The 26,292-nt window shown below is 64.0% G+C and carries 27 protein-coding genes; 21 read left to right on the forward strand and 6 right to left on the reverse strand.

The annotated features are described in order from the left end of the window. Position 1: 1 nt before the first annotated feature. The 7 genes from GM676_RS11675 to ruvA all read left to right on the forward strand — a co-directional run bounded on the left by GM676_RS11675 (position 2) and on the right by ruvA (position 5,446). Positions 2–421, forward strand: coding sequence for a YbhB/YbcL family Raf kinase inhibitor-like protein (locus tag GM676_RS11675; RefSeq protein ID WP_155463740.1), 420 nt, complete (start codon positions 2–4; stop codon positions 419–421). Beyond that, entirely contained in the window at positions 418–1,068 is a 651-nt protein-coding gene (locus tag GM676_RS11680; RefSeq protein WP_155463741.1) for a histidine phosphatase family protein, read from the forward strand. The genes GM676_RS11675 and GM676_RS11680 overlap by 4 nt, the downstream gene beginning before the upstream one ends. A gap of 122 nt (positions 1,069–1,190) precedes the next feature. Beyond that, entirely contained in the window at positions 1,191–2,207 is a 1,017-nt protein-coding gene (dusB, locus tag GM676_RS11685; RefSeq protein WP_371866203.1) for a tRNA dihydrouridine synthase DusB, read from the forward strand. 109 nt (positions 2,208–2,316) lie between these two features. Next, positions 2,317–2,550: a helix-turn-helix domain-containing protein gene (locus GM676_RS11690; protein ID WP_072788986.1), complete on the forward strand. Its 234-nt coding sequence runs from the start codon at positions 2,317–2,319 to the stop codon at positions 2,548–2,550. A gap of 94 nt (positions 2,551–2,644) precedes the next feature. After that, positions 2,645–4,231 carry a bifunctional phosphoribosylaminoimidazolecarboxamide formyltransferase/IMP cyclohydrolase gene (gene purH / locus GM676_RS11695; RefSeq protein WP_155463743.1) on the forward strand — a complete coding sequence of 529 codons (1,587 nt, stop codon included), beginning with the start codon at positions 2,645–2,647 and terminating at the stop codon, positions 4,229–4,231. A gap of 70 nt (positions 4,232–4,301) precedes the next feature. After that, a complete protein-coding gene (ruvC, locus tag GM676_RS11700) occupies positions 4,302–4,853 on the forward strand; it encodes a crossover junction endodeoxyribonuclease RuvC (RefSeq protein WP_155463744.1) in 552 nt (183 codons plus the stop codon). A 14-nt stretch (positions 4,854–4,867) separates the two neighbouring features. After that, positions 4,868–5,446, forward strand: coding sequence for a Holliday junction branch migration protein RuvA (ruvA, locus tag GM676_RS11705; protein WP_155463745.1), 579 nt, complete (start codon positions 4,868–4,870; stop codon positions 5,444–5,446). A 116-nt stretch (positions 5,447–5,562) separates the two neighbouring features. Here ruvA and pdxR read toward each other — a convergent pair whose 3' ends face one another. Next, entirely contained in the window at positions 5,563–7,059 is a 1,497-nt protein-coding gene (gene pdxR / locus GM676_RS11710; protein ID WP_155463746.1) for a MocR-like pyridoxine biosynthesis transcription factor PdxR, read from the reverse strand. A gap of 98 nt (positions 7,060–7,157) precedes the next feature. On the opposite strand from pdxR, the gene GM676_RS11715 reads away from it, so the two are divergent. From GM676_RS11715 to GM676_RS11730, 4 genes are read left to right on the forward strand one after another with little or no spacing between them, the layout of a single operon-like run. Continuing rightward, positions 7,158–8,423 (forward strand): 4-aminobutyrate--2-oxoglutarate transaminase, encoded by a 1,266-nt coding sequence (locus GM676_RS11715; RefSeq protein ID WP_155463747.1) that lies wholly within the window; start codon positions 7,158–7,160, stop codon positions 8,421–8,423. A gap of 13 nt (positions 8,424–8,436) precedes the next feature. Then, a complete protein-coding gene (gene gabD / locus GM676_RS11720) occupies positions 8,437–9,888 on the forward strand; it encodes an NADP-dependent succinate-semialdehyde dehydrogenase (RefSeq protein ID WP_155463748.1) in 1,452 nt (483 codons plus the stop codon). A 42-nt stretch (positions 9,889–9,930) separates the two neighbouring features. Beyond that, a complete protein-coding gene (gene ruvB, locus GM676_RS11725) occupies positions 9,931–10,986 on the forward strand; it encodes a Holliday junction branch migration DNA helicase RuvB (protein WP_155463749.1) in 1,056 nt (351 codons plus the stop codon). Next, the gene (locus GM676_RS11730) at positions 10,986–11,438 is read left to right on the forward strand and encodes a YaiI/YqxD family protein (RefSeq protein ID WP_155463750.1); all 453 of its coding nucleotides are present in this window, start codon (positions 10,986–10,988) and stop codon (positions 11,436–11,438) included. Before ruvB ends, GM676_RS11730 begins: the two co-directional genes overlap by 1 nt. A 71-nt stretch (positions 11,439–11,509) precedes the next feature. Here GM676_RS11730 and GM676_RS11735 read toward each other — a convergent pair whose 3' ends face one another. Further along, positions 11,510–12,496 (reverse strand): aldo/keto reductase, encoded by a 987-nt coding sequence (locus GM676_RS11735; protein WP_155463751.1) that lies wholly within the window; start codon positions 12,494–12,496, stop codon positions 11,510–11,512. A gap of 94 nt (positions 12,497–12,590) precedes the next feature. Here GM676_RS11735 and GM676_RS11740 point away from each other — a divergent pair, with 94 nt between their 5' ends. Next, entirely contained in the window at positions 12,591–13,517 is a 927-nt protein-coding gene (locus GM676_RS11740; protein WP_155463752.1) for a LysR family transcriptional regulator, read from the forward strand. Here the strand turns inward: GM676_RS11740 and GM676_RS11745 are convergent. Beyond that, on the reverse strand, positions 13,462–13,848 hold the full coding sequence (locus tag GM676_RS11745; RefSeq protein WP_155463753.1) for a YbaN family protein: 387 nt from the start codon (positions 13,846–13,848) through the stop codon (positions 13,462–13,464). The two genes, GM676_RS11740 and GM676_RS11745, sit on opposite strands and share 56 nt — an antisense overlap. Before the next feature lie 69 nt (positions 13,849–13,917). Between GM676_RS11745 and GM676_RS11750 the strand changes: the two genes are divergently transcribed. Further along, on the forward strand, positions 13,918–14,679 hold the full coding sequence (locus tag GM676_RS11750; RefSeq protein WP_155463754.1) for a ThuA domain-containing protein: 762 nt from the start codon (positions 13,918–13,920) through the stop codon (positions 14,677–14,679). 76 nt (positions 14,680–14,755) lie between these two features. After that, positions 14,756–15,124 (forward strand): DUF3060 domain-containing protein, encoded by a 369-nt coding sequence (locus GM676_RS11755; RefSeq protein ID WP_155463755.1) that lies wholly within the window; start codon positions 14,756–14,758, stop codon positions 15,122–15,124. Positions 15,125–15,166: 42 nt separating this feature from the next. Here GM676_RS11755 and GM676_RS11760 read toward each other — a convergent pair whose 3' ends face one another. Continuing rightward, positions 15,167–15,607, reverse strand: a complete 441-nt coding sequence (locus tag GM676_RS11760) for a DUF2147 domain-containing protein (RefSeq protein WP_155463756.1) — start codon at positions 15,605–15,607, stop codon at positions 15,167–15,169. 159 nt (positions 15,608–15,766) lie between these two features. Between GM676_RS11760 and GM676_RS11765 the strand changes: the two genes are divergently transcribed. The 3 genes from GM676_RS11765 to GM676_RS11775 are packed head-to-tail and all read left to right on the forward strand — an operon-like array spanning position 15,767 to position 17,671. Then, positions 15,767–16,024 carry a hypothetical protein gene (locus GM676_RS11765; RefSeq protein ID WP_155463757.1) on the forward strand — a complete coding sequence of 86 codons (258 nt, stop codon included), beginning with the start codon at positions 15,767–15,769 and terminating at the stop codon, positions 16,022–16,024. A gap of 37 nt (positions 16,025–16,061) precedes the next feature. Then, positions 16,062–16,688 carry a helix-turn-helix transcriptional regulator gene (locus tag GM676_RS11770; protein ID WP_155463758.1) on the forward strand — a complete coding sequence of 209 codons (627 nt, stop codon included), beginning with the start codon at positions 16,062–16,064 and terminating at the stop codon, positions 16,686–16,688. Between the two features lie 17 nt (positions 16,689–16,705). Then, the gene (locus GM676_RS11775; protein WP_155463759.1) at positions 16,706–17,671 is read left to right on the forward strand and encodes a threo-3-hydroxy-L-aspartate ammonia-lyase; all 966 of its coding nucleotides are present in this window, start codon (positions 16,706–16,708) and stop codon (positions 17,669–17,671) included. Between the two features lie 92 nt (positions 17,672–17,763). Here the strand turns inward: GM676_RS11775 and GM676_RS11780 are convergent, their stop codons facing one another. Next, entirely contained in the window at positions 17,764–20,559 is a 2,796-nt protein-coding gene (locus GM676_RS11780; RefSeq protein WP_155463760.1) for a valine--tRNA ligase, read from the reverse strand. Between the two features lie 115 nt (positions 20,560–20,674). Between GM676_RS11780 and GM676_RS11785 the strand changes: the two genes are divergently transcribed. From GM676_RS11785 to GM676_RS11800, 4 genes are all read left to right on the forward strand, one after another. Continuing rightward, positions 20,675–20,896 carry a hypothetical protein gene (locus GM676_RS11785; protein WP_155463761.1) on the forward strand — a complete coding sequence of 74 codons (222 nt, stop codon included), beginning with the start codon at positions 20,675–20,677 and terminating at the stop codon, positions 20,894–20,896. A gap of 163 nt (positions 20,897–21,059) precedes the next feature. Continuing rightward, complete coding sequence (locus GM676_RS11790) at positions 21,060–21,875, forward strand: crotonase/enoyl-CoA hydratase family protein (protein WP_155463762.1); 816 nt, start codon at positions 21,060–21,062, stop codon at positions 21,873–21,875. Positions 21,876–21,878: 3 nt separating this feature from the next. After that, on the forward strand, positions 21,879–22,556 hold the full coding sequence (locus GM676_RS11795) for a hypothetical protein (RefSeq protein WP_155463763.1): 678 nt from the start codon (positions 21,879–21,881) through the stop codon (positions 22,554–22,556). Positions 22,557–22,655: 99 nt separating this feature from the next. Then, the gene (locus GM676_RS11800; RefSeq protein ID WP_371866205.1) at positions 22,656–23,189 is read left to right on the forward strand and encodes a TetR/AcrR family transcriptional regulator; all 534 of its coding nucleotides are present in this window, start codon (positions 22,656–22,658) and stop codon (positions 23,187–23,189) included. Here GM676_RS11800 and GM676_RS11805 read toward each other — a convergent pair whose 3' ends face one another. Next, a complete protein-coding gene (locus GM676_RS11805; RefSeq protein ID WP_170304280.1) occupies positions 23,190–26,258 on the reverse strand; it encodes a ligand-binding sensor domain-containing diguanylate cyclase in 3,069 nt (1,022 codons plus the stop codon). It lies immediately after the preceding gene. Positions 26,259–26,292: the final 34 nt, after the last annotated feature.

Below are 26,292 nucleotides of genomic sequence, written 5' to 3' on the forward strand. Positions count from 1 at the left end.
GATGAATCTCACCAGCGACAGTTTCCGCGAGCATGGCGCCATCCCGGCGGTCCGCAGCCCGCAACTGAGCTGGGACGAGGTGCCGGCCGGCACCGGCTCGCTGGCGCTGGTCTGCCTGGACGCCGATGCGCCAGCCGATTTCTTCCTGTGGTGCGTGGCCGACATTCCGCCCATGCTGACCTGGCTGGACGAGGGCACCGGCCTGGCGCTGCGGCACGGCCTGAACGATTATGGCGGCTTCGGGTATCATGGCCCCCGGTTGGCGCCGAACCAAACGCATCAGTATATTTTCCGCCTCTACGCGCTGGATGTGGTGCGGCTGGAGTTACCGGCGCGCTTCACCGGCGGCCAGTTGTTGGACGCCATTTACGGCCATATCATCGACGAAGCGCAGCTGATAGGCGCTTATACGCAAACATGAATCACACCACAATTTTGCTGATCCGCCATGGCGAGACGGCCTGGAACGCTGTGCGCCGCCTGCAAGGCCACATCGACATCCCGCTGAACGCCGAGGGCGAGCGCCAGGCCGCCGCGCTGGCGCGCGCGCTGTCCGCCGAGAAGCTGGACGCCATTGTCTCCAGCGACTTGCAGCGCGCCATGCAGACCGCGCAGGCGGTGGCCGCCCAGCATCGCACGCTGACCCTGCGAACCGACGCCCAGTTGCGCGAGCGCGCCTACGGCGTGTTCGAAGGCATGCTCTACCAGGACATTCAGCAGCAATACCCGGACGACTTCGCCCGCTGGCAGGCGCGCGATATCGAAGCCGTGATGCCGGCCGGCGAGCGCGTGGCGGAAAGTTTTCACCAATTCTATGACCGCGCCATCAAAGGCTTGCACGCGGTGGCCGCGCGCCATCCGGGCCAGACCGTGGCGGTGGTGGCCCATGGCGGCGTGCTGGAGTGCGCCTACCGCGCCGCGCGCGGCATCCAGCTCGACAGCCCGCGCGACTTCCAGGTCAAAAACGCCAGCATCAACCGTTTTACCGTCGCCGGCGGCAGACTTGTGCTGGACAGCTGGGGCGAGGTCGATCACCTGGCACTGGCGGCCATGGACGACGTCATTTGAACGCCGCCGTTCATAACGACCAGAATGCACATTTGCCGAATTCATAAAAAATAGTGCTTATTAATTGAGCAGGGCTTCGGTTAAAATAGAAGGTTCCTTCTCACCCCTTTCAGGTATTGCCAGTGCAAATCGGCCCTCATTTACTGCGTAACAACGTTTTCGTCGCTCCCATGGCGGGCGTCACGGATCGTCCCTTCCGCCAGCTGTGCAAGGAGCTGGGTGCGGGTTACGCGGTGTCTGAAATGGCGGCTTCCAACCCGCGCCTGTGGGCCACGGAAAAGAGCTCGCGCCGCACCGACCACACTGGCGAGATGGAGCCGAAAGCCGTGCAGATCGCCGGCGCCGACCCGCAAGACCTGGCCGACTGCGCGCGCTTCAACGTCGAGCGCGGCGCCCAGATCATCGACATCAACATGGGCTGCCCGGTCAAGAAAGTCTGCAACGCCTGGTGCGGTTCGGCCCTGCTGCAAGATGAAGAACTGGTCAAGCGCATCGTCGATGCGGTGGTGGGCGCGGTGGACGTGCCGGTCACGCTGAAGTTCCGCACCGGCTGGGACCGTGAGCATAAAAACGCCCTGAACATCGCGCGCATTGCCGAAGACGCCGGCATCGCCATGCTGACCCTGCATGGCCGCACCCGCGCCGACGGCTACAAGGGGGACGCCGAGTACGACACCATCGCCGCAGTAAAGAAATCGGTTTCAATTCCAGTGGTGGCCAACGGCGACATCACCTCGCCGGAAAAAGCCAGATACGTGCTGGACTACACCGGCGCCGACGCCGTCATGGTGGGCCGCGCCGCCCAGGGCCGACCGTGGATCTTCCGCGAGATCGACCACTACCTGCGTACCGGCAAGCACTTGCCGGCCCCGTATGTGGACGAAGTGCGGGCGCTGATGGATGAACACCTGCGCGCCCACTACGCCTTCTACGGTGACTACCTCGGCGTGCGCACCGCCCGCAAACACATCGGCTGGTATGTGCGCGACCTGCAAGGCGGCGAGGAATTCCGACAGCGCATGAACCTGCTGGAATCCACTGAGGAACAACTGCTTGCCGTGGACCAATTCTTCGAATCCCAGTGGCGTTACGGCGAACGGTTACAATACCGCCTCGCCGAAGAATTGCAGGCCGCTTAGGGCGGCACGAGAGAGTACTAAAAAAGTTACATTATCAGAAGGGCAAACGTTTCCAGCCACAAGCCGGAACGATTTGCCAGCTTCATAGAACACAAAGCGAACGACAAAAATGAGCAAAGAAAGTATCCAGGAAGTAGTCCAGAAGAGCCTCGAAGAATACTTCGCAGACCTGGGCGAGCAACAGGCATCGAACATCTACGACATGGTTGTGCTGACCGTTGAAAAACCGATACTGGAAGTGGTCATGACCCGTGCCGACGGCAACCAGTCGCACGCCGCGCAGATGCTGGGCATCAACCGCAATACCTTGCGCAAGAAGTTACAAGAACACGGCCTGCTGTAAAAGCGCCCGTACCATCCGGCAATGAAGTGGCTGGGGACGGCCGCTGTTGTTGGCCGGCCGACCGAATATTCAACCACCTAGTCTTTTCATCGCCATGATTAAACAAGCTCTCATCTCCGTATCCGACAAAACCGGTGTGCTGGACTTCGCGCGCGCGCTGTCCGCCATGGGCGTCAACATCCTGTCGACTGGCGGCACTGCCAAACTGCTGGCCGACAACGGCGTGCCCGTGACCGAGGTTGCCGACTACACCGGTTTCCCGGAGATGCTGGATGGCCGCGTCAAGACCCTGCACCCGAAAGTCCACGGCGGCATCCTGGCCCGCCGCGACTTCCCGGAGCATGTGGCCAAGCTGGAAGAGCACAACATCCCGACCATCGACATGGTGGTGGTCAATCTGTACCCGTTCCAGGCCACCGTTGCCAAGGACACCTGCACCCTGGACGACGCCATCGAGAACATCGACATCGGCGGCCCGGCCATGCTGCGTTCGGCTGCTAAAAATCACAAGGACGTGGTGGTGATCTGCGATCCATCGGACTACGGCGTGGTGCTGGCGGAAATGAAAACCACCGACAACGCCCCGGGCTACGTCAGCTACGACACCCGCTTCACGCTGGCCACCAAGGTCTACTCGCACACCGCGCAGTACGACGGCGCCATCGCCAACTACCTGACCAGCCTGGACGCGACCCGCGCGCACGGCAGCCGCAGCGCCTATCCGGCCAAGCTGAACGTGGCCTTCGAAAAAGTGCAGGACATGCGCTACGGCGAAAACCCGCACCAGTCGGCCGCCTTCTACCGCGACGTGGTGACCACCCCGGGCGCGCTGGCCAACTACAAGCAGCTGCAAGGCAAGGAACTGTCGTTCAACAACATCGCCGACGCCGATGCGGCATGGGAATGCGTGAAGAGCATGGGCGGCTTCGACCAGAGCGCCGCCTGCGTGATCGTCAAGCACGCCAACCCGTGCGGCGTGGCCCTCGGCGCCAACGCGGCCGATGCCTACCAGCGCGCGCTGCAAACCGATCCGACCTCGGCGTTTGGCGGCATCATCGCCTTCAACGTCGACGTGGACGCGGCGGCCGCCACCGAACTGGCCAAGCTGTTCGTGGAAGTGCTGATCGCGCCATCGTTCACCGCTGAAGCCAAGCAGATCCTGTCGGCCAAGCAGAACGTGCGGTTGCTGGAAATCCCGCTGGGCGACGGCGTCAACGCCATGGACTTCAAGCGCGTGGGCGGCGGTCTGCTGGTGCAGTCGGCGGACTCCAAGAACGTGCTACTGAACGACGTGCGCGTGGTCAGCAAGAAACAGCCTACCCAGCAGGAACTGCAAGACATGATGTTCGCGTGGCGCGTGGCCAAGTACGTCAAGTCGAACGCCATCGTCTTCTGCGGCAACAACATGACGCTGGGCGTGGGCGCGGGCCAGATGAGCCGTATCGACTCGGCGCGCATCGCCTCGATCAAGGCGCAGAATGCCGGCCTGTCGCTGGCGAACTCGGTGGTGGCGTCGGATGCGTTCTTCCCGTTCCGCGACGGCCTGGACGTGGTGGTGGATGCGGGCGCTACCTGCGTGATCCACCCGGGCGGCTCGATGCGCGACCAGGAAGTGATCGACGCGGCGGACGAGCGTGGCGTCGTGATGGTGTACACCGGTACCCGTCACTTCCGTCATTAATCTGCGCTTTCTTGCCGATTAAAACGCCCGCTCGCTTGCGGGCGTTTTCTTTAGTGCATACAATTCCCCAATGATAATTCTCGGCATCGACCCCGGCTTGCGCACCACTGGCTTTGGCGTCATACAAAAGCATGGCGGCAAGCTGCGCTACATCGCCTCGGGCACCATCAAGAGCGGCGAGGGCGACTTGCCGACGCGGCTCAAGGTGATACTCGACGGTGTGGGCGAAGTCGCCCGAACCTACGGCCCGGACTGCGCCGCGATTGAACAAGTGTTCGTTAACGTCAACCCGCAATCGACCTTGCTGCTGGGGCAGGCGCGTGGCGCGGCCATCTGCGCCCTGGTGTCGGCCGAGCTGAGCGTGGCTGAATATTCCCCTACCCAGATCAAGCAAGCCGTGGTCGGCACCGGCCGCGCCGTCAAGGCGCAGATGCAGGACATGGTGGCGCGTCTGCTGCAACTGCCGGGCCTGCCGGGCACCGATGCGGCCGATGCGCTGGGCATCGCCATCTGCCACGCGCACAGCCGCGAAACCCTGACCCTGATTGCCGGCGGCACCAATGCCACGGCCAACGGCCCGCTGGCCGGCCTGCGCATGAAGCGCGGCCGCCTGGTCGGCTAACTTAAAGGAACAACATGATCGGACGTCTCTCCGGCATCCTGCTGGAAAAAAATCCGCCGCAACTGCTGGTGGACGTGGGGGGCGTCGGCTACGAAGTCGACGTCTCGATGAGCACCTTCTACAACCTGCCGGGGGTGGGCGAGAAAGTGGTGCTGTTCACGCACCAGGCCATCCGCGAAGACGCACACCTGCTGTACGGCTTCGGCAATGCCGAAGAGCGCGCCGTGTTCCGCCAGCTGATCAAGATCACCGGCGTGGGCGCGCGCACCGCGCTGTCGATTTTGTCCGGCATGTCGATCGCCGACCTGGCGCAAGCGGTCACGCTGCAAGAGGCCGGGCGTCTGGTGAAAGTTCCCGGCATCGGCAAAAAAACCGCCGAACGCCTGCTGCTGGAACTGAAAGGCAAGCTGGGCGCGGACATCGGCGCGGGTGGCGCGCATGCCGCACCGGACTCGCAGTCCGACATCCTCAACGCCCTGCTGGCGCTGGGCTACTCCGACAAAGAAGCGCTGCTGGCCCTGAAAACCGTCCCCGCCGGCGCCTCGGTGTCGGACGGCATCAAACAAGCCCTCAAAGCCCTCTCCAAAGGCTAAAGTTCAGGGTCAGCTCTGTCATTTGGACACGCAGTGTCAAAGTTTGATCTTGCTCAAGACATTGCGCGGCCGGCGTCGTTGCAGCCTTACTTTTGCGTATTGAGCTTCGTCAAAGGTCAAGTGTGTGTGTCCGAATGACAGAGCTGACCCCGAATTTCTTCGGCGAGTTGGCCAAAGAGGACGGGGATGCGCTCGGTCGGGACGGCGGCGTAGCCTAGCATCAGGCCGGGGCGGGCGGAGCTTGGTTCGGCGTAGTAGGCCGACAGCGGCCGGGTCAGGATGCCTCGGGACTTCGCGGCCTGGCTGATGGCGGTGTCGTTGGCGCCAGCTGGCAGGCCGAGCGCCAGGTGCAGGCCGGCGTCGCCGCCGGAGGGGAGGGCGATGCCGCCCAGCTCGGTGTGGATGGCGGCTTGCAGGCAGGCCAGCCGTTCGGCGTACAATTGCCGCATTTTGCGCACGTGCGATGAGAAGTGACCTTCGTGCATGAAGTCCGCCAGCACGGCGTGCAGGAAGCTTTGGCCGTCGCGGAACAGCTCGGCATTGGCGCGGGCGAAGCGCGAGGCCAGCGCCGATGGCACCACCATGAAGCCAATCCGCAAGCCAGGGAATAACGTTTTGCTGAACGTGCCCAGATAGATCACCCGCTCATGGCTGTCCAGCCCTTGCAGCGATGCCAGCGGCGGGCCGCTGTAGCGGAATTCCGAATCGTAGTCATCCTCGATCACCCACACTTGGTTCCGCGCCGCGTACTCCAGCAGCAGGCGCCGTCGTGCCAGGCTCATCACCGGCCCCAGCGGGTACTGGTGCGATGGCGTGACGAAGATAAAGCGCGGTGGCGTGCGCAGCGCTTCTTCGGGCATCTGCATGCCTTCCTCGTCCACCGGTAGCGGCAGCGGTGCCAGGCCGCTGGAACGGATTACGTTGCGCGTGCCCCAGTAGCACGGGTCTTCGATCCACGCCGTGTCGCCCATTTCGCCCAGCAGGGTAGACGCCAGTTGGATCGACTGGTGCGTGCCTGAGGTGACGATGACCTGTTCCGCCGTACAGTTGACCGAGCGGGCGGTGCGCAGATGGCCGGCTATGGCTTCGCGCAGCGGCTGGTAGCCGGCGCCGTCGCCGTAGGTCAGCAGGCCGGGCGCGATGCGCCGCCAGTGCCGCGCCTGCAATTTGCTCCACACCTCGTTCGGAAAACGCGTGATGTCCGGGATGCCCGGCATAAAGGCGCCCCATTGCGCCGAGCTGGCCCCGGTGCCCGACAGCAGCCGCTCGCCGCGCCCGCTCAGCAGCGACGACTCCGCCGCCTCAGCGGCATCGCCAGCCGCCGCCGGCAGCCGCGCCACGTCCGGCTCGGTATCCGCCACATACGTGCCGTCCCCAGTGCGCGCCTCCAAATAGCCTTCCGCGATAAGCTGGTCATACGCGTAGGTGACGGTGTTGCGCGACACCGCCAGATCCACCGCCAGCGCGCGCGACGGCGGCACCCGCAAGCCCGGCAACATCGCTCCGCCCAGGATGCCGTCCCGTAGCAGCCCGTACAGTTGGCGGTTCATCGGCACGCCGCCGCCGCGCTCCAGATGCGTCAACAGGTAGTCCGAAATGGAAACTTCGCTCATCAGAATTGGCTCTATCAGATAATTAGGAATGGCTCTATGCCATGAGTCCGCCCTATTTTACAGTGGCCACACTGAGAACACCGATGGGAGACCCCAAAATGAAAAACGCCGACCTGCAATCCCGCAAAAACGCCGCCACCCCGCGCGGCGTCGGAGTGATGTGCGACTTCTACGCCCAGCGCGCCAACAACGCCGAACTGTGGGACGTCGAAGGCCGCCGCTTCATCGACTTCGCCAGCGGCATCGCCGTGCTGAACACCGGTCACTGCCACCCGCGCCTGGTCGCCGCCATGCAGGAGCAGTTGCAGAACTTCACCCACACCGCCTACCAGATCGTCCCCTACGAAAGCTACGTGCGCCTGGCCGAGCGCATCAATGCGCTGGCCGCCGGCGATTTCGCCAAGAAGACGGCCTTCTTCACCACCGGCGCGGAAGCGGTCGAAAACGCCATCAAGATTGCCCGCGCCCATACCGGCCGCAGCGGCGTGATCGCCTTCAGCGGCGCTTTCCACGGCCGCACGTTCATGGGCATGGCGCTGACCGGCAAGGTGGCGCCCTACAAACTCGGTTTCGGCCCGTTCCCCAGCGAGACTTACCACGTGCCGTTCCCGATCGCAGCCCACGGCACCACGGTGCGGGATGCGCTGGACGCCATCGCCCAACTGTTCCGCGTCGATATCGATCCGAGGCGCGTGGCGGCCATCATTCTGGAGCCGGTGCAAGGCGAGGGCGGCTTCTACATCGCGCCGCCTGAGCTGATGCGCGCCCTGCGCAAGATCTGCGACGAGCACGGCATCCTGCTGATCGCCGACGAAGTGCAAACCGGCTTCGCCCGCACCGGCAAGTTGTTCGCCATGCAGCACTACGACGTTGCGCCCGATCTGACCACCATGGCCAAGAGCCTGGCCGGCGGCATGCCGCTGTCCGCCGTCTGCGGCCGCGCCGAGGTGATGGACGCGCCGGCGCCGGGCGGCCTGGGCGGCACCTACGCCGGCAACCCGCTGGCCGTGGCCTCGGCCCACGCCGTGCTGGACGTGATCAACGACGAGAACCTGCTGGAGCGCTCCAACCAACTGGGCGGCCAGCTGCAATCCATGCTGCGCGAAGCCAAGGCCAGCGTGCCGCACATCGCCGACATCCGTGGCCTCGGCTCGATGGTGGCGGTGGAATTCAACGATCCGGCCAGCGGCAAGCCCGACCCGGATTTCACCAGAAAAGTCCAGCGCGTGGCGTTGGAAAAAGGCCTGCTGCTGCTGACCTGCGGCGTGCACGGCAATGTGGTGCGCTTCCTGTTCCCGCTCACCATCGAAGACCACGTGATGACCGAAGCGCTGGCGATTCTGGACGCCGCCCTGCGCGCCTGACAAGGAGAAGAAGATGCAATTGAAAGACAGCAGCCTGCTCAAGCAGCAAGCCTTTATCGACGGCGCGTTCTGCGATGCGCAGGATGGCCGCAAGGTGGAAGTCATCAACCCCGCCACCGGCGAACTGATCGGCACTGTGCCGAAGATGGGCGCCGAGGACACCAAACGCGCCATCGCCGCCGCCGACCGCGCCTGGGCCGGCTGGAAAGCCAGGACCGGCAAGGCGCGCAGCATCGTGATGCGCAAGTGGTTCGACCTGATCATCGCCAACACCGATGACCTGGCCGCCATCATGACGGCCGAGCAGGGCAAGCCCCTGGCCGAGTCCACCGGCGAAATCGCCTATGCCGCCTCCTTCATCGAATGGTTCGCGGAAGAGGCCAAGCGCGTCGCCGGCGACACCTTGCCATCGCCATGGGAAGACCGCCGCATCGTGGTAACCAAGGAAGCCATCGGCGTCTGCGCCGCCATCACGCCGTGGAACTTCCCGGCCGCGATGATCACCCGCAAGGTCGGCCCCGCGCTGGCCGCCGGCTGCCCGATCGTGGTCAAGCCGGCCGAAGCGACACCGTTTACCGCGCTGGCGCTGGCTGAACTGGGCCAGCGCGCCGGCCTGCCGAACGGCCTGCTGAACGTGGTGACCGGCGACGCGCGCGCCATCGGCGGCGAGCTGTGCGCCAATCCGCTGGTGCGCAAGCTGAGTTTTACCGGCTCCACCGCCATCGGCAAGCTGCTGATGGAGCAGTGCGCGCCGACCGTGAAGAAAGTCTCGCTGGAACTGGGTGGCAACGCTCCCTTCATCGTGTTTGACGATGCCGATCTGGACGCGGCAGTGCAGGGCGCGCTGGCCTCGAAGTTCCGCAACGCCGGTCAGACCTGCGTCTGCGCCAACCGCATCTACGTACAGGATGGCGTGTACGACGCCTTTGCCGTCAGGCTGGCCGACGCCGTCAACGCGCTCAAGGTCGGCAACGGCATGGAGCCCGGCGTCACGCAAGGTCCCCTGATCGACGAGAAGGCCGTGCACAAGGTGGAAGAGCATGTGGCCGACGCGCTGTCCAAAGGCGCCAGGCTGGTTGCCGGCGGCGCGCGCCAAGCGCTCGGCGGCTCGTTCTTCCAGCCGACCGTGCTGGTGAATGTGACCAAGGACATGCAGGTCGCCGGCGAAGAAACCTTCGGCCCGCTGGCGCCGTTGTTCCGTTTCCACACCGAAGCCGAAGTGATCCAGCAAGCCAACGACACCGAATTCGGCCTCGCCAGCTATTTCTACTCGCGCGATATCGGCCGCGTGTGGCGCGTGGCGGAAGCGCTGGAATGCGGCATGGTCGGCGTCAACACCGGCATTATTTCCAATGAAGTGGCGCCGTTTGGCGGCGTCAAGCAGTCGGGCCTCGGCCGCGAGGGCTCGAAGTACGGCATCGAGGATTACCTCGTGGTGAAGTACATCTGTCTCGGCATCCAGTAATATCGTCGGCTGGTGGGGGCGGCGGCAGGGTAAAATAACTGTATGAGCATACAGACCGACAATTTTACCGAACAGCGCATCATCGACGCTGCGCCGTCCTCTCCCAACGAAGAGGCCATCGAACGCGCCCTGCGTCCCAAGCACCTGGATGAATATGTCGGGCAGGCCAAGATCCGCGATCAGCTGGAGATTTTCATCTCCGCCGCCCGCAAGCGTAGCGAGGCGCTGGATCATACCCTGCTGTTCGGCCCTCCGGGCCTCGGTAAAACCACGCTGGCCAACATTATCGCGCGCGAAATGGGCGTCAACCTGCGCCAGACTTCCGGCCCGGTGCTGGAGCGTCCGGGCGACCTGGCCGCCATCCTGACCAACCTGGAAGCCAACGACGTCCTGTTCATCGACGAAATCCACCGCCTGTCGCCGGTGGTGGAAGAGATCCTGTACCCGGCGCTGGAAGACTACCAGATCGACATCATGATCGGCGAAGGCCCGGCGGCGCGCTCGGTCAAGCTGGACCTGCAACCGTTCACTTTAGTTGGCGCCACCACGCGTGCCGGCATGCTGACCAATCCACTGCGCGACCGCTTCGGCATCGTGGCACGGCTGGAGTTCTACACCACCGAAGAACTGACCAAGATCGTCACCCGTAGCGCCGCCTTGTTGAAAGCCCATATCGACGAAGACGGTGCGCGCGAAATCGCCCGCCGCGCGCGTGGCACGCCGCGTATCGCCAACCGCCTGCTGCGCCGCGTACGCGATTACGCGGAAGTGAAGAGCGACGGCGAAATCACCAAAACCGTGGCCGATGCCGCGCTGGTGATGCTGGATGTGGACACCGTCGGTTTCGACGTCATGGACCGCAAGCTGCTGGAGGCGGTGCTGTACAAATTCGGCGGCGGTCCGGTCGGCATAGGCAACCTTGCCGCCGCCATCGGTGAAGCGGCCGACACCATCGAAGACGTGCTGGAGCCCTACCTGATCCAGCAAGGCTTCCTGCAACGCACGCCGCGCGGCCGCGTGGTCACACCGGCCGCGTACAAGCACTTCGGCATCAACCCGCCGCGCACCAATCCCACCGGCGATTTGTGGGACCAGTGATGCAGATCTGGGTCGATGCTGACGCCTGTCCCGCCGTCATCAAGGAAATTCTCTATCGGGTGGCGGACCGCATGCAGATGCAGGTCACGCTGGTGGCCAACCAGCTGCTGCGCGTGCCGCCATCGCGTTTCATCCGCTCGGTGCAAGTGCCGTCCGGCGCCGACGTGGCGGACAAAGAGATCGTGCGTCTGCTGGAAGCGGGCGATCTGGTGGTGACTGGCGACATCCCGCTGGCGTCGGATGTGCTGAAAAAGGGCGGCTACGCCCTTAACCCACGCGGCGAGTTCTACACCAACGACAACATTGCCCAAATGCTGACCATGCGCGCCTTCATGGATGAATTGCGTGGCAGCGGCGTGGACACAGGCGGCCCGGCCGCTTTCAGCCAAGCCGATCGCCAGCACTTCGCCAATAGCCTCGACCGACATCTGTCGCGCCAAAAGCGCTCGTAAATTCAGGGTCAGCTCTGTCATTTGGACACGCAGCGCGCCCGTTTGATCTAGCTCAAGACGCGCTCCGCTGATTACCAGCTGTGATGGACGTACTGCGCGATGCGGTTGCGGTAGATCTCGCGCAGTGCATCCATGGTTTGCGCTGGCAGGGCCGGCAGCGCGCTGGCGCGGCTGTTGGCTTGCGCTTGTGTCGCGTTGCGCGCACCAGGAATCACGGTGCTGACGGCGTCTTCCATCAAAATCCAGCGCAGCGCGAATTCCGCCATGGTGGTGTTGGCCGGCACCAGCCTGCGGATTTCTTCCACCACTTCCAGCGCCACGTCATACGGCACGCCGGAGAAAGTTTCACCCTTGTCGAAGGCTTCGCCATTGCGGTTGAAGGCGCGGTGGTCGTCGGCCGCGAAGACGGTGTTGGCGCTCATCTTGCCGGTCAACAGGCCGGACGACAACGGCACGCGCGCGATCACGCCGACCTGGCGCTTTGTCGCCTCCGCGAAAAACAGTGAGGCAGGGCGTTGACGGAAGATGTTGTAGATGATCTGGACCGACTGCACGTTCGGGTATTCGATGGCCTTCAGCGCTTCTTCCACTTTTTCCACCGATACGCCGTAATGGCGGATTTTGCCGGCGGCGACCAGATCGTCCATGTGGCCGAACACTTCCTGCTGGTAGTAGACGGCCGGCGGTGGGCAATGCAGCTGCACCAGATCGAGGCGGTCGGTTTGCAAATTGACCAGCGAGCGCTCGACGAAGGTGGTCAGGTTTTGTTTGGTGAAGCCTTCCGCCACGTGCGGCGACAAGCGGCGGCCAAGCTTGGTGGCGACGTATGGCCTTTCGCCGCCGCGTTCCTTCAGCACTTCCGCGATGAGTTGTTCCGAGCGGCCGTCGCCATACACGTCGGCGGTGTCGATGAAGGTGACGCCGGAATCCAGCGTCGCGTGCAGCGCGGCCTTGGCGTCGTCCTTGCTCACGTCACCCCAGGCGCCGCCGATGGCCCATGCGCCGAAGCCGATTTCCGATACGGTCTTGCTGGTGCGTCCGAATGTTCTCTGTTTCATGGTTTTGCCCGATGGTGTTCAAAGACCGCAGTTATAACACTGCATGGTAGGATTCCAGGTTGATCCAGATTCATCGTCAGATTGAACTATATTCATGTCCATTTTCGACCGCGTCGACCTTAGCGATCTGAGGGTTTTCCTCACCATCATGCGCACCGGCAGTTTCAAGGGCGCGGCGATTCAGTTGGGGCTGACACCGTCGGCGGTCAGCCATGCCATGCGCCGGCTGGAGGAACGGCTCGCCGCCAAGCTGCTCAACCGCTCCAGCCGCGCCGTGTCGCCCACCGATGTGGGACGCGAACTGGCGCAGCGCATCGAGGAGGGCTTCGACAAGATTGGCGATGCGCTGGCCGGGCTGGATGCACCGGGTAGCGGCCGCTTTGGCGAACTGCGTCTCAATGTATTTTCCGATGCGGCGCATTTGCTGATCGCCCCCGCGCTGCCGGAGTTCGCGCGCCAGTGCCCGCAGGTTCGGCTGACGGTGGTGGTGGAAGACCGTCCCATCGATATCGTCGCGGAAGGCTACGACGCCGGCATCCGCTATGGCCACTATGTGCCGGAAGACATGATCGCCGTGCCGCTCAGCAAAGCGCAGCGCTGGGTGATTGCCGCCGCGCCGTCCTATCTCGACGCGCACGAACCGCTAAAGCACCCGGACGATCTGCTGCGCCACACCTGTTTGCAGCTACTGCTCGGCGATAATTCAAGCTACAAATGGGAACTCAGTCGCGGACGCCGGCTGCGTGTGCCGGGCGCGATCACCATCAACGATACCGCCACCACCATCGCCGCCGCCAAGGCCGGCATGGGCCTGGCCTACCTGCTGGAGCAGCGCATCGCCGACGAGCTGAAACAGGGTAGCCTGCGCATGGTGCTGGCGGAGCACGCCGCCAAGGGCGCGCCCTTCCACATGTACTACAGCAGCCGCCGTCACAAGCATCCGGCGCTGCGCACGCTGATGAACATCATTCGCCGTCAGCAGGGGCTGGCGGAGTACGCATGGTCGGCACGAAACGCGTGAGGTAGAGGGTGACGCAGGCACCGATCGCGACGATCAGCAGGCGTACCCACAAATGGTCGGTGCGCCAGATCGAGTAGCTCATCGAGCCCCACATGAAAATCAGAATCCACACCTTGCCGCGCAGGGGGATGCCGGCGCCGTTTTCGTAATCGCGCAGGTATTTCCCGAACACGCGGTTGGTGCGCAGCCAGTTGTGCATGCGCGGCGAGGCGCGCGCGAAGCAGGCTGAAGCCAGCAACAGAAAAGGCGTGGTCGGCAGCAGCGGCAGGAAGATACCCAGCACGCCCAGGATCACCGCCACGATACCGATGAAGTTGAGAATTATTTTCATTTGGCCAAATCGTATCACCTTGGGTTAGACTATGACAAAATGTTAGCGCTAACTTTAATGGAGGGGACGATGAAGAAACTGGTGCTGGCCGCTGCGGCGGGTTTGGCGATGACGTCGGCGGCGCAGGCCGATACGCAGTACAAAATCCTGGTGCTGGCCATGCCGAGCAAGTACCACTACGAATACATCCCGATCGCGCGCGAGAGTTTCGAGCGACTCGGCAAGCTGCATGCGTTCGAGATGACCTACACCAACAAGCCGGAAGTCTTCGACGGCGATCTCAAGCAGTACGCTGCCGTGATGTTCCTGAACACGCCGCCGGAAGAACTGAACGAGGCGCGCCGCAAGAAGTTCGAGGACTACATGAAGGACGGCGGCAACGCCATGCTGGTGCACCGCTCGCTGATCATTCCGCCCAACACCTGGCCGTGGTACGAAAAGCTGATCGGCCGCCGCACCGGCAATCACCCGATGCTACAGACCGGCGTGGTCGATGTGGTCGACCACAAATTCCCCGCCACGTTCGGCTTGCCGGAGCATTGGATCTGGAGCGACGAATTCTATGTGTTCGACAATCCCTACCAGGTCAGGATCAACCCGGTGCTGAATGTGGACGAGAGCAGCTACGACCCCACCAAGATCTGGCCGGGGCAAGTGTCACACGGCATGGGCAAGGAACACCCGCTGAGCTGGTATCACTACGCCGAAAAGGGCCGTGTGTTTGTCACGGCCCTCGGTCATGACGGCAATATGTATCGCGATCCGCAGTACCTGTCCCATTTGATGGGCGGCATCTACTGGACCGCCACCGGGAGAGGTATGCGGCCTTGACCGTGGCGCTTGCGTGCGCCTAACTCTGCCTTTAATTCCTACAATGGACGGAACTTAACCAGATAGGGGAGACAGCATGCTCGCATTACGAACGATCGCGTTGGCAGGCGCTCTGGGCCTGCCAGTCCATGGCGCCGTGGCCGACGACGCAGTGGGCGAAATCATCGCCGATAAGGATCAGATTGCCATCTCCGGCAACGGCTATGTGCGCAGCTTTCCGTGCGATGGCCGGCGCGTGACCATCGACGGCACTCAGCACAATATTACGCTGACCGGCACTTGCGCCAGCCTGGAAATGAACGGTGCGGAAAACAAGGTGGCGCTGACCCTGGCGCCCAAGGCCGTCATGGTCGTGGCCGGCATCCAGCAAACCGTCAACTGGCGCTCGACTGGCGAGCCGCGGCAGCACATCAGCGGCGTCGGCCACAAAATACAGCGCAACTAGCGGTGCATCCAGCCAGCGCCATGCCGGCGCTGGTGCCCGGCCTCAGTCCTGACGCACCCAGGTTTGCGAGCGGCCCAGCATCGGTACGCCGATGTAGCCGCGCACGTTCAACTTCTTGCCGCCGTCGGCCAGGCGCAGCTTGCTCTTGTAGACCTTGCCGTTGTTCGGATCGAGGATCTCGCCGCCGTTGTATTCATCGCCGTCCTTCTTCAGGTTGGACAGGATGGTCATGCCGACGATGGGCTGGTCCTTGCGCGCGCCTTCGCATTTTTCGCACTTGGGCGCCTGGTCTTCGTTGGGTTCGCGGAACAGCTTTTCGATCTGGCCGGTCAGCACGCCGTTGTTTTCGGTAATGCGGATCAGGGCTTTCGGCTTGCCGGTTTCATCGTCGATGTTTTTCCACAGGCCGGTAGGCGAGGTGTTGTCGGCGAAGGCCGGGGCAATGCTTAGCGTAGCTGCGGCGATGAATGCGAGAAATTTCATTTTGTTGTCTCCTGAGTTGTCGTAGTCTGCCGATTATACGAACGTCCAGCAGAGCGAAATTAGAGCATGCCGTCCAAAATCCTACATCGCCACGGGACACAGGCTGATGGCTGAGTTCATCGGGCATTTCTAAGATGGGAGCTCAGGGAGGAAACAGCCATGAGCACACATCACGATCAATCCATCGGCGGCCCCGGCGCAGTGGACGGTATTGCAGGCAGCCGCTCCGGCACTGAAGGTGCGACCAGCGGGCAAGGCGTGGACAAGGGCGGGGCACCCGCTCATCCACGTGTGCAGGAGCGCAAACCAGCGCCTGCGCTGGGCGGCAACAGTTCGGATAGCCGCCAGTCGGACGACCCCGGCGTTATGCAGACTGAGCCTCGCGAAAATCAGCAAGAGCGCAAGCCCGGCCCCTGATTTGCACAAAAAATCCAAAATCAGATAATATGTTCAGATGCGGAAAACATCTGAACATGAAAACTTGCTGGAACAGTTACGCCATGTCGCGGACGGCCTGGGCAAGACCCTGGCGCCGTTCTGCGAAGTGGTGCTGCACGATCTCAACGAGCCGGAACACGCCATTCTGGCCATCCACAACAATCTGTCCGGCCGCAGCGTCGGCGCGCCGGCCACGGAATTGGGATTGGCGCGTGCGGCCGATCCTGCCTTCGAGCAGGTCATCGCCAACTATCCCAACACCTTTCCGGACGGCCGTCTGGCCAAGAGCACCTCGATCGGCATCAAGGACAGCCACGGACAATACGTGGCCGCGCTGTGCCTCAATGTCGATCTGACCGTGTTCCGCAGCCTGAACACCATGCTGACGCAATTCGGCAGCGTGGACGCGGCGGCGGCCGTCAGCGAAACCATGGCGCCGGCCGGTGCGGACGCCATCCGCCTGCGCATCGACCAGTTTGCGGCCCGCCTCGGCACCACGCCGCGCGCCTTGAAGGCGGACGAGCGCAAGGCCCTGATGCGTGAATTGAAAGAGTCCGGCCTGAGCGAGGTGCGGCGGGCGATGGACATCGTCGCCGCCTACCTCAACGTATCCCGCGCCACCGTGTACAACGACGCGCGCTAATCACCAAGGAATCCCTTATGAGCGAACTGAAACTCCCTACCTTTGCCGACGTGGTTGCGGCATCCGAACGCATCGCCGGCGTGGCGCATGCGACGCCGGTGAAAACCTCGCGCACCCTCAATGAGGCGCTGGGCGCGGAAGTATTTTTCAAGTGCGAGAACATGCAGCGCATGGGCGCGTTCAAATTCCGCGGTGGCTACAACGCGCTGGCCAGGTTCACGCCGGAGCAGCGCAAGGCCGGCGTGGTCGCGTTCTCATCGGGGAACCATGCGCAGGCGATTGCGCTGTCGGCCAGGCTGCTGGGCGTGCCGGCCACCATCGTCATGCCGCACGATGCGCCGGCGGCCAAGATCGCCGCCACCAAGGGCTACGGCGCGCAGGTGGTGATCTACGACCGTTACCAGGAAGACCGTGAGCAGATCGGCCGCGATCTGGCCGCGAAGCATGGCCTGACACTGATTCCGCCGTATGACCATGCCGACGTGATTGCGGGGCAGGGCACGGCGGCCAAGGAGCTGTTTGAGGAAGTGGGCGCCCTGGACTTCGTGTTCGCCCCACTGGGTGGCGGCGGTCTGCTGAGCGGCACGGCGCTGGCGACGCGCGCCTTGTCACCGGCGGCCAGGCTGTATGGTGTGGAACCGGAGGCGGGCAACGATGGGCAGCAATCGTTACGCAGCGGCAGCATCGTCCACATCGATACGCCCAAGACGATTGCGGATGGCGCGCAGACGCAGCATCTGGGCAACCTGACGTTCCCGATCATCAAACGCGATGTGGACGATATTCTGACGGCCAGCGACGAACAGCTACGCGCCGAAATGCGCTTCTTTGCCGAGCGCATGAAGATGGTGGTGGAGCCGACCGGCTGCCTGGGCCTGGCCGCCGCGCGCGCCATGAAAGCGCAACTGCAAGGCAAGCGCGTCGGCATCATCATCAGCGGCGGCAACGTCGACATCCCGCGCTACACCGAACTGCTGGCGTAAAAAAACCGGGGTCAGTTCTTGCAATCGCACATGAGCTCGTGTGCGATTGCAAGAACTGACCCCGGTTGGAGCCCGGTTTGCGGGCGAAGAGTTTAAGCTGCTGGCAGCTTGGCGATTTGTTCGCGCATTTTCTCCAGCGTGGCGCTGAAGTTGGCGACGCGTTCTTTTTCCTGCGCCACCACTTCGGCCGGCGCGCGCGCCACGAAGCTTTCGTTTGACAGCTTGCCGTTGGCCTTGTTGATCTCGCCTTCCAGACGGGTGATCTCCTTGGTCAGACGCTCACGCTCGGCCTTGACGTCGATTTCCACCTTCAGCATCAGCTTGGTCGTGCCAACGATGGCCACGGCGGCCGGCGAATCCGGCAGTACGTCGACGATCTGCACTTCCGCCAGCTTGGCCAGCGATTGCACGTACGGCGCAAAGCCTTCCATCGCGGCCTTTTCTTCCGCATTGCCCGGTTCGACGATCAGCGGCACGCGCAGCGATGGCGCCAGTTGCATTTCGCCGCGCAGATTGCGGGTGGCGTCGGTCAGCGCCTTCAGCTGCTGCATCCACGCCTCTGCCGATTCGTTGATGTTGGCGCTGTTGGCGATCGGGTACGGTTGCAGCATGATCGAGTCGCCCGTCTTGCCGGCCAGCGGGGCCACCGCTTGCCACAGCGCCTCGGTCACGAACGGGATCACCGGATGCGCCAGGCGCAGCACCACTTCCAGCACGCGCAGCAGGGTGTGGCGGGTGGCGCGTTGCTGGCCTTCGGTGCCGCTCTGTACCTGCACCTTGGCCACTTCCAGATACCAGTCGCAGTACTCGTCCCACACGAACTTGTAGATGGCCGAGGCGATGTTGTCGAAGCGGTAGTCTTCGAAGCCCTTGGCCACCTCCAGCTCGGCCTTTTGCAGCAGCGAGATGATCCACTTGTCGGCCATCGACAGGTCGGCTTCCGAGGCCGAGCAGTCCTTGCCTTCGGTGTTCATCATCACGAAGCGGGTGGCGTTCCACATCTTGTTGCAGAAGTTGCGGTAGCCTTCGCAGCGGCCCAGGTCGAAGTTGATGTTGCGGCCCAGCGAGGCGTACGACGCCATGGTGAAGCGCACCGCGTCGGTGCCGTAGGCGGCGATCCCTTCCGGGAATTCCTTGCGGGTGGCCTTGGCGATTTTCTCGGCCGCTTTCGGGTTCATCAGGCCGGTGGTGCGTTTCTCCACCAGCGCGTCGACGCCGATGCCGTCGATCAGGTCGATCGGGTCCAGCGTGTTGCCCTTGGACTTGGACATCTTCTGGCCTTGCGAATCGCGCACCAGGCCGTGCACGTACACGGTTTCGAACGGCACCTTGCCGGTGAAGTGCGCGGTCATCATGACCATGCGCGCCACCCAGAAGAAGATGATGTCGAAGCCGGTCACCAGCACCGACGATGGCAGGAAGGCTTTGATGTCAGGCGTTTCCTCCGGCCAGCCCAGCGTGGAGAACGGCACCAGCGCGGACGAGAACCAGGTGTCCAGCACGTCGTTGTCGCGGCTCAGCGGCGCGGTGATGCCTTTGGCGGCGGCTTGCGCCTTGGCTTCTTCCTCGGTGCGGGCGACGAACACGTTGCCGGCCTCGTCGTACCATGCCGGGATCTGGTGGCCCCACCACAGCTGGCGCGAGATGCACCAGTCCTGGATGTTGTTCAGCCACTGGTTGTAGGTGGTGGTCCAGTTCTCCGGCACGAACTTGATTTCGCCCGACGACACTTTTTCCAGCGCCACTTCGGCGATCGATTTGCCCGGGTTGAAGGTGCCCTCCGGCGCCGGCTTGCTCATGGCGACGAACCACTGGTCGGTCAGCATCGGTTCGATGACCACGCCGGTACGGTCGCCGCGCGGCACCATCAGCTTGTGCTTTTTGACTTCTTCCAGCAGGCCTTGCGCTTCCAGGTCGGCGACGATTTTCTTACGGGCTTCAAAGCGGTCCAGGCCACGGTAGGCTTGCGGCGCGTCGTCGACGATTTTCGCGTCCAGCGTCAGGATGGACGGCATGTCCAGCTTGTGGCGCTGGCCGACGGCGTAGTCGTTGAAGTCGTGCGCAGGGGTGATCTTCACGCAGCCGGTGCCGAAGGCCTTGTCGACGTATTCGTCGGCGATGATCGGGATTTCGCGGCCGACCAGCGGCAGCGTCAGCATCTTGCCGACCAGCGGCTGATAGCGTTCGTCGGTCGGGTCCACCGCCACGGCGACGTCGCCCAGCATGGTTTCAGGACGGGTGGTGGCGACGGTCAGCGAACCGCTGCCATCGGCCAGCGGGTACTTGATGTACCACATCGAACCGTCTTCCTCTTCCGACACCACTTCCAGGTCGGACACGGCGGTGCCCAGCACCGGGTCCCAGTTGACCAGGCGCTTGCCGCGGTAGATCAAGCCTTGTTCGTGCAGGCGCACGAACACTTCGGTGACCACCTTGGAGCGCTCGGCGTCCATGGTGAAGTATTCGCGTTTCCAGTCCGGCGAAGCACCCAGGCGGCGCATCTGGCCGGTGATGGTGGAACCGGATTTCTCTTTCCACTCCCAGACTTTTTCAATGAATTTTTCACGGCCGAGGTCATGGCGCGAGACTTTCTGCGCGTCGAGCTGGCGTTCCACCACGATCTGGGTGGCGATGCCGGCGTGGTCGGTGCCGGGGATCCAGGCGGTGTTGTGGCCGCGCATGCGGTAGTAGCGGGTCAGGCCATCCATGATGGTCTGGTTGAAAGCATGGCCCATGTGCAGGGTGCCGGTGACGTTCGGCGGCGGCAGCTGGATGCTGAAAGAAGGTTTGCCGGCGTCGAGGGTGGCGGTGTAGTAACCGCGCGATTCCCACTCGTTGCGCCAGAACTGTTCAATGTCGGCAGGCTCGAAAGACTTGGCTAATTCCATGATATGGCAGAAGTATGTTGTAAATTCGTTTGCGAAAACAGCCATTATAGATGACGCAGCCCCTGCTGCGCATTATTGCAGCAGCTAGAATGAGGCTAACCAGCGGGAGGATCTTATGGCGATGACTTTGGCCGAAATAGAGGAAAGTATCAAATCATTAAGCTTGACGGATAAGCAGCGCATCCTTGATGCTTTAAGCCGGGAGCTAGCGGACGCGCGCCATGCGATGACGGTCGAGGCGCTGAGCGACGTTGATGGCGACCGCTTTGTGGATCACCAGGATGTAAAAAAATGGGCAGACAGCCTGGGTACGGATACGCCGCTGCCCCGGCCATAGCCATGGACGTCTTTTGGACCAGTAAAGCGCTGTCCGACCTTGAGCGACTGTACGAGTTCCTCGTGGTGATCGATCACGAGGCCGCTGATGAGATAAAAAACACGGCGATTTACATCCTGCGTGTCTGGCACACGAGGAAGCGTCGCTGACAGGAGACCTGCGTATGCCAAACTTTGAAACGCTCGCGTTGAGTGTGGAGAGCCATGTTGCGACGGTGCGTTTGAATCGGCCGGAGAAGTTGAATGCGATGAATGCGGCGATGTGGAACGATATCCGCTCGGCGTTCCGCTATGTTGACGAGACGCCGGAGATTCGTGTGGCGATCCTCGAAGGCGAGGGCAAGGCTTTCACCGCCGGTATCGATTTGCAGATGATGATGAGCGTTGGCGCGCAGGTGCGCGACGATTGCGATGGCCGCACGCGCGAGAATCTGCGCCGCGTGATTCTGGATCTTCAAGATACGCTGACCAGCCTCGAACGCTGCCGTAAACCGGTGCTGGCGGCCGTGCACGGCGCCTGCGTGGGCGGCGGCATCGATTTGATCTGCTGCGCCGACATGCGCTATTGCTCGGCCGACGCCTGGTTCACCATCAAGGAAATCGATATCGGCATGGTGGCCGATGTGGGTACTTTGCAACGTTTGCCACGCCTGATCGGCGAGGGCATGACGCGCGAGTTGGCCTACACCGCCCGTCAGTTCGACGCCGCCGAGGCCAGGGAGATGCGCCTGATGAATCGCGTGTTCGATACGCCGGAAGCCCTGCGCGAAGGTGTGCGCGCCATCGCCGCCGACATCGTGGCCAAGTCGCCACTGTCGGTGCGCGGCGTGAAGGAAATGATCTCCTATGCCCGCGACCACTCGATAGCCGATGGCCTGAACTACGTCGCCACCTGGAACGCCGCCATGCTGATGTCAGCCGACCTGCAAGCGGCCATGATGGCTGGCATGAGCAAGTCGGCGCCAACCTTCAAGGACTGAGGCGTGGAAAGCGATTATCTCGATACGCAGTTCGATGCCGGCTTTTCCGATTTGCGGTGGCTGCCTTGGGTAGGCAGCGCTTTCGCCACGTCGCCCAAGCGGACCATGGTGCTGGGGGAGAGCATTTACGACTACAGCGAGGGCCGGGCCGCAAAGCGCGAGCGGATTGAGGACCGGAACAGCCTGCGCGAACGGCAACTGGTGCATGGCATTCATGAGACTTACCGCAGCAAATATCTGCGTAACTTCGGCAAGGCCTATTACCTGAAAGATAAGGTCAGCAAGGCAGAGCGGGAGGTGTTGTGGCGGCAGATGGCGTATCACAATCTCGTGCTGCGCATGATGGATTCGGTGAAGGAGCGGCCGCGCCGTAGCGATTATCTGCATGGCTGGAAGAGCTTGATAGAGCTTGCGCAGTCGTTGGCGTTGCAGCGCTGCGTCGTCTACGGGCTTGATCCGGTCAAGCTGGCGGCACTCAGGGATTTGCTGGATCAGCCGGGCGCACCGGTATTGGTTGAGCGCAAGCGCTTGCCCGTCATCGGCCGGAGCAAGCCACTGCGGATGACGCTCGAACTGCGTGGCGGGCAATCGCTGGCATTGCTGTTCATTCGCCATCCCAGCGCTTACTTCAGTTGGGATAAATGGGGAGTCGTGCTGGGGGAGTTCTTGGGTGTATCGTGATGGGGCGCGGCTGCTACGAGAAGGTGCTGACCTTTGACGGCTGGTGTCCAGCCGCGCCTTTGCCTCCGGCCTGGTGCAATCGACTTATCTGGTGGCGCCGTGAATCGCCAGCGCGGACGGCCGGCGCCGGGCAGCGGCGTGTCGCGGGACGAGATTCTGGATGCGGCGCTGGCGCTGCTGGACGAAGGTGGCGGCCAGGGTTTGACGATGCGCGCGCTGGGCCGGCGGCTGGGAGTGACGGCCATGAGTTTCTACCGTCACGTTGGCGATCACACGGGTTTGCTGCGCGCGCTGTCCGACCGCGTGTATGCGACGGTGCTGGAGCAGCCGGCCGGAGAGCAGGACGCCCTGGCGGAAATGCGCGGACTGCTGACACGCTATCACCACGCAGTCGCAAGCCATCCGCAACTCACGCTGGCGATCTTCGCCACACCGGAGGCTTTTGCCAGCGTGACGCGCCACATCACCGACCGCCTGACGGCGCTGCTGGCCAGCGTGACGGATCAGCCGCTGCTCTGGCGCGACATTCTGGTCGACCACGCCCACGGCGCCGGCCTGGCGCAGGGGCAGACCATGACAGCGCAGTATCAGCAAGCGCTGGATTGCTTGCTGGCGCGCCTGGCCGCGAAGTAGTCAGGTTTCGTCGTCCGCCTGGCGCCAGGTGTTGCGTCCGGCGGCCTTGGCGTGGTACAGGGCGATGTCGGCCCGCTTGTACAGTTGTTCATGGCTGTCGCCCTGGCGGTGGAGGGCGGCGCCGACACTGGCGCTGATCTCGATCACGGCCTCGCGGTGCCCCAGCGGGGCGGCCAGGTTGGCCAGGATGCGGGTGCAGACCGCGGCCGGGGTGCCGCTTTCCAGCGGCTGGTGCAGCAGCACGGCAAACTCGTCCCCGCCCAGCCGGAACACGCGGTCCGATTCGCGCACCGCGGCCCGCAGGCGCTCGGCGGCGGCCACCAGCAGGGCGTCGCCGGCGTCATGGCCCAGGGTGTCGTTGATTTGCTTGAAGCGGTCGAGGTCGATCAGCAGCAGGGTGAAGGCGGCGCCGCCGCGCTCGGTCTGCGCCACCAGGTGGCGCAGTTCGTCGTTGAACAGGCGGCGGTTGGCCAGGCCGGTCAGCGGGTCGCCATAGGCCAGCGTCTCCAGCTGCGACTGGATGACGCGCAGTTCGGCGGTGCGCGTCTGCACCATGCCTTCCAGTTCGCGCTGGCGGCGGCGCAGGTAGGCGGTGCGCGCGTGCAGCAGGCCGGCGCCCAGCAGGAGGGCGGCCACGCCCATGGCCAGGCGCGCCAGCGCCTGCTGGTGCCACGCCGGCAACACATGCACCGGCACCTCGATCGGCGCCGACCAGTCGCCATGGCGGTTGGTGCCGCGCAGTTGCAGCACATAGTCGCCGGGCGGCAGGTTGTTGTAGCTGGCGCGGCGCGCGCTGGCGTCGGTTTCCACCCAGTTGGGGTCGAAGCCCTTGAGCTGGTAGGCGTAGCGGTGGCGCTCCGGCGTGGCGTAGTCGAGGGCGGCAAATTCCAGCGAGAAGCCGCGTTCGCGCGCGGCGGTAGTCACGGTCACCGGCGGGGCCTTGCTGCCCAGGCCGCTGTTGTAGGCGGCGGCCGGGATTTCCTTGTCGTTGAGCAGCAGGCGCGTCACCACCACCGGCGGCGCGTAGTGCGACACGCTCAGCGCCTGCGGCCTGACCACGCTGACCCCGGACAGGCCGCCAAACACCAGTTCGCCTTCGGCGGTGATGGCGCCCGAGTTGGTCCAGTAGGTGGGCACCTGCACGCCATCGCTGGCGCCCAGCGCGCGGATGGTCAGCGCCTCGGGGTCGATGCGGGCCAGGCCGGCGTCGGTGCTGGCCCACAGCATGCCTTCGCGGTCGAGCAGCAGCTTGTTGGCGCCGCTGTCGGGCAAGCCCTGCTGCATGCCGAGCCGGCGGAAACGGCGCCGGCCGTCGGCATCGGTGCGTTCCAGCATGACCACGCCGGTGCCGAAGTTGGACATCCATAGACGGCCCCGGCGGTCCATCGCGAGCGAGGAGACGTAGCCGGGCGGCAGGCGGTCGGGCGCGGCCAGGTCGGTCGGGATGCGCTCGACCTTGTCGGGGCCGAGCCGCGCCAGCCCGCTGCGCGTGCCGACCCAGACCTCGTCACCCACCGGCAGCAGGGCGGTCACGCGCGAATCGCCCAGTTGCTGGTCTTCATGGCGCAGCAGGCGCGGCGTCCCGGCGGGCGGCAGTTCCAGCACCCACAGGCCATCCAGCCCGCCCACCCACAGCGTGCGCCCGGCCTGTGCCAGCGCCCATACCTCCTCCTCGTCGCCGCGGGTGGGAACCGCGACGCGATGCAGGTGGCGGCCATCGGCGTCGGCGCGGTACAGACCGTGCTGGGTGCCGATATACACCTCGCCATCCGGCCCCGGCATCATCGCCAGCACGCGCCCCGGCGGCAGGCCGGAGGCGGTGGTCAGGCGGCCGGTCAGGCCGCGGTACGGATCGATGATTTCGATGCCGCCGCTGGTACTGCTGAGCCATAGCTGGCCGTCGGGCGCCACCAGCACGCTCGGCACGCTCAGGATATTGCCGCGGCCGGACTCGGCGTGGCGGATGGTGGTGATGGCGCGCGGCTGCGGATCGTGCTGGCTGATGCCGGCCATGTACGAGATGAAGATGATGCCGCTGCGCTCGCGGAACATGGCCATGATGTCGTTGTCCGGCAGGCTGTCCGGCGCGTCGGCGCGGTGGCGGATGCGGTGCGTGGCGCCGGCCTGCACGTCCAGCGCGACGATGCCGCCGTTGGCGCCATTGGTGCCCAGCCAGATCTCGCCCGGCGCCACCTCGGCGATGGCGGAAACGCGCTCCGATGGCAGCGTGGGCTGGCGCCCGCTCTCGTGCACCGCCGCCGCGTTGCGGGTGTCGGCGCCGGCAGCGATGCCGAACGCGCCGCTGGTGCGGGTGCCGATCCACAGTCGCCCGGCGCTGTCCTGGAACAGCGTGGTGATCGACAGGCCGGTCTTGCCGCCGAGGGCGATCTGTTGCGCCGGCTGGTTGGGCTTGAGCCGGAACAGCCCGCGGCGGGTGCCGATCCACAGGGTGCCGTCGGCCTCGCGCAGCAGGGCGTCGATGCCGCCCTCGGGCAAGTCGGCCAGATCCTCCTGGCGCTGGCGGCTGAAGCGGCCGTCGGCGCCCAGATGATCGAGGCCGCGGCCGGTAGCAAGCCACAAGCCGCCCTGGCCGTCATCGGCAATCGCGCTCACGCGCGGATCGCGCAGGCCGTCCGCGCCGGCGCGGTAGCGTACAAAACTGTCGCGGGCGGCATCGTAGCGGGCCAGGCCGCCGGAACTCATGCCGATCCACAGGCGGCCCTGCGGATCGATGTGCAGGCTCATGATGTAGCTGTCCGGCAGGGCTTCGTCGCGGGCGGCGTCGGCCACGTACTTGACGTGGCGGTTGCCATCCCAGCGCACCAGGCCGGCCTGGGTGCCGATCCAGAGAAAGCCCTGGCGATCCTGGATAAGGCACACACCGCTGCTGACATCGATGTGCATATTGTGTTTGAAGCTGGTATTCGCCTGGCCGGCCCAGCGCTCGCCATTGGCCGCATGCAGCGGCCGGGTCAGCATGAGCAGGCACAGCAACAGGCACAGGACGGCGGCGACGCGCGACGGGCGCGCCAGGGCGGCAGGGCGAGGTGGAAAATTGCTGTGTGGCATGAGGACACTATACCTGACTAGTCTGACAAGCATG

The organism is Duganella radicis (assembly GCF_009720825.1).
Taxonomy (GTDB): domain Bacteria; phylum Pseudomonadota; class Gammaproteobacteria; order Burkholderiales; family Burkholderiaceae_D; genus Rugamonas; species Rugamonas radicis.

Excerpts from the sequence above, each read along its gene's own strand:
- GM676_RS11775 (WP_155463759.1), top strand. The coding sequence starts at position 16,706 with ATGAGCGAACTGAAACTCCCTACCTTTGCCGACGTGGTTGCGGCATCC.
- ruvB (WP_155463749.1), top strand. The coding sequence starts at position 9,931 with ATGAGCATACAGACCGACAATTTTACCGAACAGCGCATCATCGACGCT.
- GM676_RS11790 (WP_155463762.1), top strand. The coding sequence starts at position 21,060 with ATGCCAAACTTTGAAACGCTCGCGTTGAGTGTGGAGAGCCATGTTGCG.
- GM676_RS11785 (WP_155463761.1), top strand. The coding sequence starts at position 20,675 with ATGGCGATGACTTTGGCCGAAATAGAGGAAAGTATCAAATCATTAAGC.
- GM676_RS11690 (WP_072788986.1), top strand. The coding sequence starts at position 2,317 with ATGAGCAAAGAAAGTATCCAGGAAGTAGTCCAGAAGAGCCTCGAAGAA.
- GM676_RS11745 (WP_155463753.1), bottom strand. The coding sequence starts at position 13,848 with ATGAAAATAATTCTCAACTTCATCGGTATCGTGGCGGTGATCCTGGGC.
- GM676_RS11730 (WP_155463750.1), top strand. The coding sequence starts at position 10,986 with ATGCAGATCTGGGTCGATGCTGACGCCTGTCCCGCCGTCATCAAGGAA.
- GM676_RS11680 (WP_155463741.1), top strand. The coding sequence starts at position 418 with ATGAATCACACCACAATTTTGCTGATCCGCCATGGCGAGACGGCCTGG.
- pdxR (WP_155463746.1), bottom strand. The coding sequence starts at position 7,059 with ATGAGCGAAGTTTCCATTTCGGACTACCTGTTGACGCATCTGGAGCGC.
- GM676_RS11740 (WP_155463752.1), top strand. The coding sequence starts at position 12,591 with ATGTCCATTTTCGACCGCGTCGACCTTAGCGATCTGAGGGTTTTCCTC.
- GM676_RS11735 (WP_155463751.1), bottom strand. The coding sequence starts at position 12,496 with ATGAAACAGAGAACATTCGGACGCACCAGCAAGACCGTATCGGAAATC.
- GM676_RS11715 (WP_155463747.1), top strand. The coding sequence starts at position 7,158 with ATGAAAAACGCCGACCTGCAATCCCGCAAAAACGCCGCCACCCCGCGC.
- GM676_RS11805 (WP_170304280.1), bottom strand. The coding sequence starts at position 26,258 with ATGCCACACAGCAATTTTCCACCTCGCCCTGCCGCCCTGGCGCGCCCG.
- GM676_RS11675 (WP_155463740.1), top strand. The coding sequence starts at position 2 with ATGAATCTCACCAGCGACAGTTTCCGCGAGCATGGCGCCATCCCGGCG.
- ruvA (WP_155463745.1), top strand. The coding sequence starts at position 4,868 with ATGATCGGACGTCTCTCCGGCATCCTGCTGGAAAAAAATCCGCCGCAA.
- purH (WP_155463743.1), top strand. The coding sequence starts at position 2,645 with ATGATTAAACAAGCTCTCATCTCCGTATCCGACAAAACCGGTGTGCTG.
- gabD (WP_155463748.1), top strand. The coding sequence starts at position 8,437 with ATGCAATTGAAAGACAGCAGCCTGCTCAAGCAGCAAGCCTTTATCGAC.
- ruvC (WP_155463744.1), top strand. The coding sequence starts at position 4,302 with ATGATAATTCTCGGCATCGACCCCGGCTTGCGCACCACTGGCTTTGGC.
- GM676_RS11755 (WP_155463755.1), top strand. The coding sequence starts at position 14,756 with ATGCTCGCATTACGAACGATCGCGTTGGCAGGCGCTCTGGGCCTGCCA.
- GM676_RS11765 (WP_155463757.1), top strand. The coding sequence starts at position 15,767 with ATGAGCACACATCACGATCAATCCATCGGCGGCCCCGGCGCAGTGGAC.
- GM676_RS11760 (WP_155463756.1), bottom strand. The coding sequence starts at position 15,607 with ATGAAATTTCTCGCATTCATCGCCGCAGCTACGCTAAGCATTGCCCCG.
- GM676_RS11750 (WP_155463754.1), top strand. The coding sequence starts at position 13,918 with ATGAAGAAACTGGTGCTGGCCGCTGCGGCGGGTTTGGCGATGACGTCG.
- GM676_RS11770 (WP_155463758.1), top strand. The coding sequence starts at position 16,062 with ATGCGGAAAACATCTGAACATGAAAACTTGCTGGAACAGTTACGCCAT.
- GM676_RS11780 (WP_155463760.1), bottom strand. The coding sequence starts at position 20,559 with ATGGAATTAGCCAAGTCTTTCGAGCCTGCCGACATTGAACAGTTCTGG.